Below are 7,739 nucleotides of genomic sequence, written 5' to 3'. Positions count from 1 at the left end.
ATATGTTGATAACTTTGTGGATAACTTCTGTATAACTGTTGTATAATTATGTGAAAAAATAGTTGTATCCCTTGATATATAAGGGTTTCGAAGAACTGTGAAATTATTCACAGAAAATGTGAAAAACTCTTTAAAATGAAAAAAGGCTAGAAATTGAGGGAAAGATTGTTGATAAAGCTTGACTTTATGCGGTTTTCCCTCTATAATTAAGAGCAGTGTCTTTTAATATTGAGGCGCAGTAACGAAGTTAATTTTGTGAATACTTTTATTATAAGGTATATCAGGCATAAGGGAGGTGTAAGAATATGAAGATGACATTTCAGCCGAAGAAGAGATCAAGATCTAAAGTTCACGGATTCAGAGCAAGAATGAGCACACCAGGCGGAAGAAAAGTTCTGGCAGCAAGAAGAGCAAAAGGAAGAAAACAGTTATCAGCATAGGCCGCATATATGTGGCCTTTTCTTCTATTTAATATTAAATGATAACAGGATTTTTGTTATCTGGAATGAAGAGGATATTGATGAAATTTTCTGAGTCTTTAAAAAAGAATAAAGATTTTCAGTCAGTCTACAGGAATGGAAAATCTTTCGCTAATAAATGTCTTGTAATGTATATAATCCCGAACGAACTGAATAAGAACCGACTGGGAATATCAGTTAGTAAGAAGGTTGGAAACAGTGTGGTAAGACATCATCTTACCCGATTGATCAGAGAAAGTTACAGATTATCAGAAGAACATTTCCGATGTGGATATGATATAGTAGTAATCGCGAGAACAAGTGCAAAGGATAAGAATTATCATGATGTGGAAAGTGCACTGATCCATCTCGGAAAGCTTCATCACATATATGTCTGATAAGACAATGATAAGGAAGTGGCGCAGATGAAGTATGTCTTGTTATGGATGATTCGTTTTTACAGGAAATATCTGTCCGGAATGAAGGGCGGATGCACTTGTAAGTATTATCCAACCTGCTCACAGTATGGGTTGGAAGCAATCGAGAAGTACGGAGCACTCAAGGGAGGGGCTTTGGCGGTATGGAGAATCCTGCGCTGTAATCCATTTTCAAAAGGTGGATATGATCCGGTACCTTAAGGAGGATAAGTAATGGAAGTATACGGACTTTTGGCTTCAGGTTATGGAGACTGGCCGATTATCAAACAGATTGCCTGGCTTTTAGGTCAGGTAATGAATGGTATCTTCAATGTACTTAGCAAGATTGGTATTGAGAATATTGGTGTTTGTATCATTATTTTCACAATCATTATTTATACATTGATGATTCCGCTTACAATCAAGCAGCAGAAGTTTTCTAAGATGTCAGCTGTTATGCAGCCGGAGATCAAGAAAATTCAGAAAAAATACGAAGGAAAGAAAGATCAGCTTCAATGATGAAGCAGCAGGAAGAGATCAATCTTGTTTATGAGAAGTATGGAACTTCCATGACAGGTGGATGCCTCCCGATGTTGATCCAGATGCCGATTCTGTTCGCACTGTATCCGGTTATCCGTGATATTCCGACGTATGTAAAAGGTGTTAAAGATGTTTATATGCCTGTGACAGAAGCAATCATGAATACAAATGGCTTCCAGAAGATCATGGAGACGATCGGTGAAGCAAGCCCGGTTCTTATGAACCCAAAGGCTTATGATTATTCTCAGGCAGATACAATTGTAAATGTACTTTATAAATTCCAGGATTCTACATGGAATGCGCTGATGGAAAAGATGCCGAGTATCACGGATCTTGCACAGCAGACAATGGATAAGGTTACTCATCTGAACAGTTTCCTTGGAATTAATATCGGAGAGCAGCCGCTGACACAGCTGACAACTGCATTCCACAACGGATCCGTTGTAGGGATCATCCTGCAGTACTTATTCCGGTACTTGCAGGTCTGACACAGTTTATCAGTGTTAAGCTTCAGCCACAGCCGGCAGGAGATGACAAAGATAACCCGATGGCAAGCTCTATGAAGACAATGACATACACAATGCCGCTGATCTCAGTATTTATGGGATTCACACTTCCGGCAGGTCTTGGTCTCTACTGGGCAGCAAGTGCAGCAGTAAGATGTATTCAGCAGCTTGCAATCAACAAATATCTCAGCACAAAGTCTCTTGATGAGATGATCAAAGAGAACCAGGAGAAAGCACAGAAGAAACGTGAGAAACACGGAGCTCCTGCAAAAGAGATCAATAAGATGGCAACAACAAGTACTCGTAATGTGGGTACTGTTACAAAAGGAAAATCTGGAATTTCTGAAGCAGAGAGAGAAGAAAAGATCCAGAAAGCACAGCAGAAGGCTCAGAATTCTAAGCCGGGAAGCCTTGCTTCTAAGGCAAATCTGGTAAGCCGTTATAACAGCGGACAGCAGACAAACCAGCCGAAGGCAGAAGATGAGAGCAGCTCCAAAGGAAAAAAGGGCAAGAAAAAATAAAGGAAGATTCGTAACTCCTAACCGTTCTCTTAAAAAGCAGGAGACGGGTCAGGATTTGAAGATGGAGGAATCGGGATGAACGGTAGTATCAGAGTATCGGCGAAAACAGTTGATGATGCGATCACAGAAGCATTGATCCAGCTTGGTGTAACAAGCGACAGACTGGAGTACGAAGTAATCGAGAAGGGAAGCGCAGGATTCCTGGGAATCGGAATGAAGCAGGCAGTTATTGAAGCAAGAAGAAAACCGGAACCGAAAGAGGAGAAGGTAGAAGAGCCTGTAGTAGAAGAACCTGTGAGAGTAGAGCCAAAGAAGGTTGAAGCAGTTCAGCCTCAGAAAGCAGCTGCAGAAAAGAAAGCGGATGAACCTCAGAAGGCTGCTTTTGAAAAAGCTGTAGAAAAAGAAGTAAAAGAGGAAGTTAAGAAAGAGACAAAACTTGTAGAAGTTCAGCCTCAGACAATCAAAGCAGTAGAAGATTTCCTCAAGAATACAATGAAAGCCATGGACATGGAAGTTGAGCTTAAGACTGAGATCGATCAGGACGGTGCACTTTGTGTAGATATGAGTGGAGAGCACATGGGAATCCTGATTGGTAAGAGAGGACAGACTCTGGATTCTCTGCAGTATCTTGCGAACCGTGTAGCGAACAAGCATCAGGAAGGTTATGTAAGAGTAAAGCTTGACACAGAGAACTATCGTGCAAGAAGAGAAGAGACTCTGAGACACCTTGCAAAGAACATTGCACATAAGGTAAAGAGAAACAGAAGACCGGTAGCACTTGAGCCGATGAATCCTTATGAGAGAAGAATCATCCACTCAGCACTGCAGTCAGATCCTTATGTGATGACACACAGCGAGGGAGAAGAGCCGTTCAGAAAAGTTGTTATTACTTTGAAGAAATAATACTGTTTATGAATCGGAAGCGAAAGGACGTTTACGCTTCACGGATACTTTCGTGAGGTGTGGAACGTCCTTTTTTCTATGTAAAGTATAGAAAAAAGGAAATAATGTAAAGAGAAAACAGAAAGGAAATAAGGCATGAATCAGGATACGATTGCAGCGATTTCTACAGGTATGACTAATTCGGGAATCGGAATTGTAAGAATCAGCGGAAGTGAAGCGCTGGAGATAGCAGATCGTGTATATAAAGGGAAAGAAACGATTACAGAAGTGCCAACGCATACGATTCATTATGGACATGTAATGGATGGAGATGAGACAGTTGACGAAGTACTTGTGATGGTGATGCGCGGACCTCGCACATTTACAGGAGAAGACACAGTTGAGATCAACTGCCACGGTGGAACTTATGTTGTAAGCAGAGTTTTGGAGACGGTCTTAAAGGCGGGAGCAAGACCGGCAGAGCCGGGAGAATTTACCAAGAGGGCATTCTTAAACGGCAAGATGGATCTGTCACAGGCAGAGGCGGTCATTGATGTGATCACATCAGAAAATGAGTATGCGTTACAGAGTTCGATCAGCCAGCTCAAGGGAAGTGTGAAGAACAGGATCAAAGAGATCCGTGAGAAGATCATTTATCATACAGCGTTTATTGAGACTGCGCTGGATGACCCGGAGCATATCAGTGTCGATGGATACGGTGAGGTGCTAAAGGAGGCAGCAGAAGAGGTGATCGGGCAGCTGAAAGAACTGATTGATTCCTCGGATGATGGAAGGATCATGAAAGAGGGAATCCAGACAGTAATTCTTGGAAAACCGAATGCAGGAAAGTCCTCACTTCTGAACATTCTGGCTGGTCATGACCGTGCGATCGTTACAGATATTGAAGGAACGACAAGAGATGTTCTGGAGGAACAGATTCGTCTGCAGGGACTGACTTTGAATATCATAGATACTGCCGGAATCCGTCAGACAGACGATATCGTGGAAAAAATGGGTGTCGATAAGGCGAAAGAATATGCAAAAGAGGCAGATCTTATTATTTATGTTGTAGATGCATCAAGAAATCTTGACGAAAATGATGAAAAAATCTTTGATTTGATTTATGATAAAAGAACAGTGATTCTGCTTAATAAGTCGGATCTGGATACCGTAGTGACAGAAGAGATGATCCGCGAAAGGATTTCACAAAAAGGTGTTCAGAAGCAGATTCCTGTGATTGCGATTTCTGCAAAGGAAGAGCAGGGAATCAAGGAACTTGAGAACACCGTGAAAGCAATGTTCTTAAAGGGAGATCTCTCATTCAATGAAGAGGTTTATATTACAAATGCAAGACAGAAAAATGCATTGGTCAATGCGAGAGAGAGTATGAAGAAAGTCATTTTCAGCATTGATGCCGGCATGCCGGAGGATTTCTATTCGATCGATCTGATGGATGCCTATGAATCACTTGGAAATATTACCGGAGAATCAATAGGAGAAGATTTAGTAAATGAAATATTCAGCAAGTTCTGTATGGGAAAATAAAGATGAATATGATGTTGTCGTTGTAGGCGCAGGACATGCGGGCTGTGAGGCTGCACTTGCGACTGCAAGACTTGGATTTAAGACAGTGATCTTTACGGTCAGTGTGGACAGTATTGCGCTGATGCCATGCAATCCGAATATCGGAGGAAGCTCAAAGGGACATCTGGTCAGAGAGTTGGATGCGCTTGGCGGAGAGATGGGAAAAGTCATTGACCAGACATTTATCCAGTCTAAGATGCTTAACAGTTCAAAAGGTCCTGCCGTGCATTCACTGCGTGCACAGGCGGATAAGGCAAATTATAGTAAAACAATGCGTCAGGTGCTTCAGAACCAGGAGAATCTGGATATCCGTCAGATGGAAGTGACAGAGATCCTGGCAGAGGATGGCAAGATCACAGGAGTACAGACGTACTCAGGCGCTATTTACCGCTGTAAGGCCGTTGTACTCTGTACGGGTACATATTTAAAGGCACGTTGTATTTACGGCGAAATAAGCACACATACGGGCTAACGGGCTTCAGAGTGCCAACTACCTGACTGATAGTCTGAAAGCACTCGGAATTAAGATGTATCGATTCAAAACAGGTACACCGGCGCGTATTGATAAGAATACGATTGATTTCAGCAAGATGCAGGAGCAGAAAGGAGATGAGAGGGTTGTACCGTTCTCATTTACTACAGATCCTGAGAGTGTTCAGATCGATCAGGCGTCCTGCTGGCTGACTTATACGAATGAGACAACACATGAGATCATCCGTGACAATCTGGACCGTTCACCGCTTTATTCAGGAGCAATTGAAGGTACGGGACCGAGATATTGTCCGTCGATCGAAGATAAGGTTGTGAAATTCCCGGACAAGAATCGTCATCAGGTGTTTATCGAGCCGGAAGGACTTGAGACGAATGAAATGTATGTCGGTGGAATGTCCAGTTCACTTCCGGAAGATGTTCAGTATGCAATGTACAGAAGTGTGCCGGGACTGGAACATGCGAAGATCGTGCGAAATGCGTATGCGATCGAGTACGACTGCATTGATGCGAGACAGTTGAAGAGTACATTGGAATTCAAAGAGATTGAAGGTCTGTTCAGTGGTGGACAGTTTAACGGAAGTTCAGGTTATGAAGAGGCTGCTTCCCAGGGACTGATCGCAGGAATCAATGCGGCGAGAAAGCTGCAGGGAAAAGAAGGTATCGTGATAGACAGATCCCAGGGGTATATCGGAGTTCTGATTGATGATCTTGTCACAAAAGAGAGTCATGAACCGTATCGTATGATGACTTCACGCGCAGAGTACAGACTGCTTCTTCGTCAGGATAATGCAGATATGCGTCTTACAAAGATTGGTTACGAGGTGGGACTGATCGATGAGGAAAGATACCAGAAACTTCTCAAAAAAGAAGAGATGATCAAGAAGGAAATTGAACGTGTAGAGCACACAAATGTAGGTACTACAGAAGCTGTACAGGCATTGCTTGAATCTTATGAAAGTACACCGCTGACATCAGGAACAACACTTGCAGAGCTGATCCGCAGACCGGAGTTGTCTTATGAGAAGATCGCACCGATCGATAAGCACAGAGAAGAACTGCCATATGATGTGAAAGAACAGGTTGATATTAATATCAAATATGATGGTTATATCAAGCGTCAGATGCGTCAGGTAGAGCAGTTTAAGAAGCTTGAGAACAAGAGAATTCCAGAAAATATTAATTATGATGAGATTCAGAGCCTTCGTCTTGAGGCAAAGCAGAAACTGAATCAGATCCGTCCGTCGTCAATCGGCCAGGCATCCAGAATCTCAGGAGTTTCACCGGCAGATGTGTCCGTACTTCTTGTATATTTGAGCAGTAAATAAATGGTTAGTTAAAGCAATACATGAGAATTTAAAAATGCTATATTAATATTCCGCGGAATGGTATTGTAGGATTGGTGAAGCTGTTCCGTTGGAAGTAATGATTGGAGAATAGAGTGGGAGAGAACGCACAGAGTAAATTTGATCTAGAATTAGAAAAAATCGGAATCACATTAAATGAGCAGCAGAAGCAGCAGTTCGACAAGTATTATGAGATGCTTGTTGAGTGGAATAAAGTGATGAATCTGACAGGGATCACGGAGTATGATGAAGTGAATCTGAAGCACTTTACAGACAGTCTGACAATCGCAAGAACACAGGAGATGCAGAAGATCCAGAGTGTGATTGATATCGGAACAGGAGCCGGTTTCCCGGGGATTCCTCTGAAGATTGCATTTCCGCATCTTAAGGTTGTACTTCTTGATTCACTGAATAAACGAATTAAGTTCTTAGATGCGGTAATTGAAGAATTAGGATTGGAAAATATCAGTACAATTCATGGAAGAGCAGAAGATTTTGCAAAGAAAAAGGAATACAGAGAGCAGTTTGATCTCTGCGTTTCAAGAGCTGTTGCGAATCTGTCAACATTGAGTGAGTATTGCCTTCCATTTGTAGCTGTAAATGGCAGTTTTGTTTCTTATAAAAGTGGAGATTCTGAAGAAGAAATCCATCAGGCAAAACATGCGATTTCACTGTTAGGTGGAAAAGTAAAGAATGTGGATAAGTTCCAATTACCTGGAACAGACATGGGTCGTGCACTTGTTGAAATAAAAAAAACAAAGCAGACACCGGGAAAATATCCTAGAAAAGCAGGATTACCGGCAAAAGAACCATTAAAATAAGCAAATATAGGAGGACCTGTTTACTGGCATTCTGGTGAATAGGTCTTCATTTTTGAGTGTATTGTTGAAAAATGCTGAAATAGTCAGAAAATAAGTCTAAAAAGAAGATATCCTCAAAAAAAGAAGAGTTATCCACATTTTCCACATGAGATATTCACTCTGTGTGGATATCTCAT

The 7,739-nt window shown here is 41.8% G+C and carries 9 protein-coding genes and 1 pseudogene; all 10 read left to right on the top strand.

The genetic code is table 11. The features are described from left to right. Positions 1-305 precede the first annotated feature (305 nt). Positions 306-440 carry a 50S ribosomal protein L34 gene (gene rpmH, locus DXB52_RS14440; RefSeq protein WP_004847680.1) on the top strand — a complete coding sequence of 45 codons (135 nt, stop codon included), beginning with the start codon at positions 306-308 and terminating at the stop codon, positions 438-440. Positions 441-520: 80 nt separating this feature from the next. Next, positions 521-856, top strand: a complete 336-nt coding sequence (rnpA, locus tag DXB52_RS14435) for a ribonuclease P protein component (RefSeq protein WP_015527672.1) — start codon at positions 521-523, stop codon at positions 854-856. Between the two features lie 27 nt (positions 857-883). Next, a complete protein-coding gene (gene yidD, locus DXB52_RS14430) occupies positions 884-1,096 on the top strand; it encodes a membrane protein insertion efficiency factor YidD (RefSeq protein WP_015527673.1) in 213 nt (70 codons plus the stop codon). 12 nt (positions 1,097-1,108) lie between these two features. Continuing rightward, positions 1,109-1,393: a YidC/Oxa1 family membrane protein insertase gene (locus tag DXB52_RS17545; protein WP_472520374.1), complete on the top strand. Its 285-nt coding sequence runs from the start codon at positions 1,109-1,111 to the stop codon at positions 1,391-1,393. Further along, positions 1,390-1,902 (top strand): YidC/Oxa1 family membrane protein insertase, encoded by a 513-nt coding sequence (locus DXB52_RS17540; protein WP_472520372.1) that lies wholly within the window; start codon positions 1,390-1,392, stop codon positions 1,900-1,902. The genes DXB52_RS17545 and DXB52_RS17540 overlap by 4 nt, the downstream gene beginning before the upstream one ends. Next, entirely contained in the window at positions 1,839-2,441 is a 603-nt protein-coding gene (locus tag DXB52_RS17535) for a YidC/Oxa1 family membrane protein insertase (RefSeq protein WP_472520379.1), read from the top strand. Before DXB52_RS17540 ends, DXB52_RS17535 begins: the two co-directional genes overlap by 64 nt. Positions 2,442-2,516: 75 nt before the next feature. Continuing rightward, the gene (gene jag / locus DXB52_RS14420; protein WP_117498413.1) at positions 2,517-3,344 is read left to right on the top strand and encodes an RNA-binding cell elongation regulator Jag/EloR; all 828 of its coding nucleotides are present in this window, start codon (positions 2,517-2,519) and stop codon (positions 3,342-3,344) included. 135 nt (positions 3,345-3,479) lie between these two features. Next, positions 3,480-4,868, top strand: coding sequence for a tRNA uridine-5-carboxymethylaminomethyl(34) synthesis GTPase MnmE (mnmE, locus tag DXB52_RS14415; RefSeq protein ID WP_117498411.1), 1,389 nt, complete (start codon positions 3,480-3,482; stop codon positions 4,866-4,868). Continuing rightward, a pseudogene (gene mnmG, locus DXB52_RS14410) lies at positions 4,834-6,724 on the top strand (tRNA uridine-5-carboxymethylaminomethyl(34) synthesis enzyme MnmG). The gene mnmE and the pseudogene mnmG overlap by 35 nt, the downstream one beginning before the upstream one ends. A gap of 113 nt (positions 6,725-6,837) precedes the next feature. Continuing rightward, positions 6,838-7,563 (top strand): 16S rRNA (guanine(527)-N(7))-methyltransferase RsmG, encoded by a 726-nt coding sequence (rsmG, locus tag DXB52_RS14405; protein WP_117835881.1) that lies wholly within the window; start codon positions 6,838-6,840, stop codon positions 7,561-7,563. Positions 7,564-7,739 lie beyond the last annotated feature (176 nt).

It is taken from the genome of Ruminococcus sp. OM04-4AA, assembly GCF_003462585.1.
GTDB classification, from domain to species: domain Bacteria; phylum Bacillota; class Clostridia; order Lachnospirales; family Lachnospiraceae; genus Mediterraneibacter; species Mediterraneibacter faecis.
Note: the sequence above shows the minus strand (reverse complement) of the source record. Positions and strands in the feature narration are given on the sequence as shown.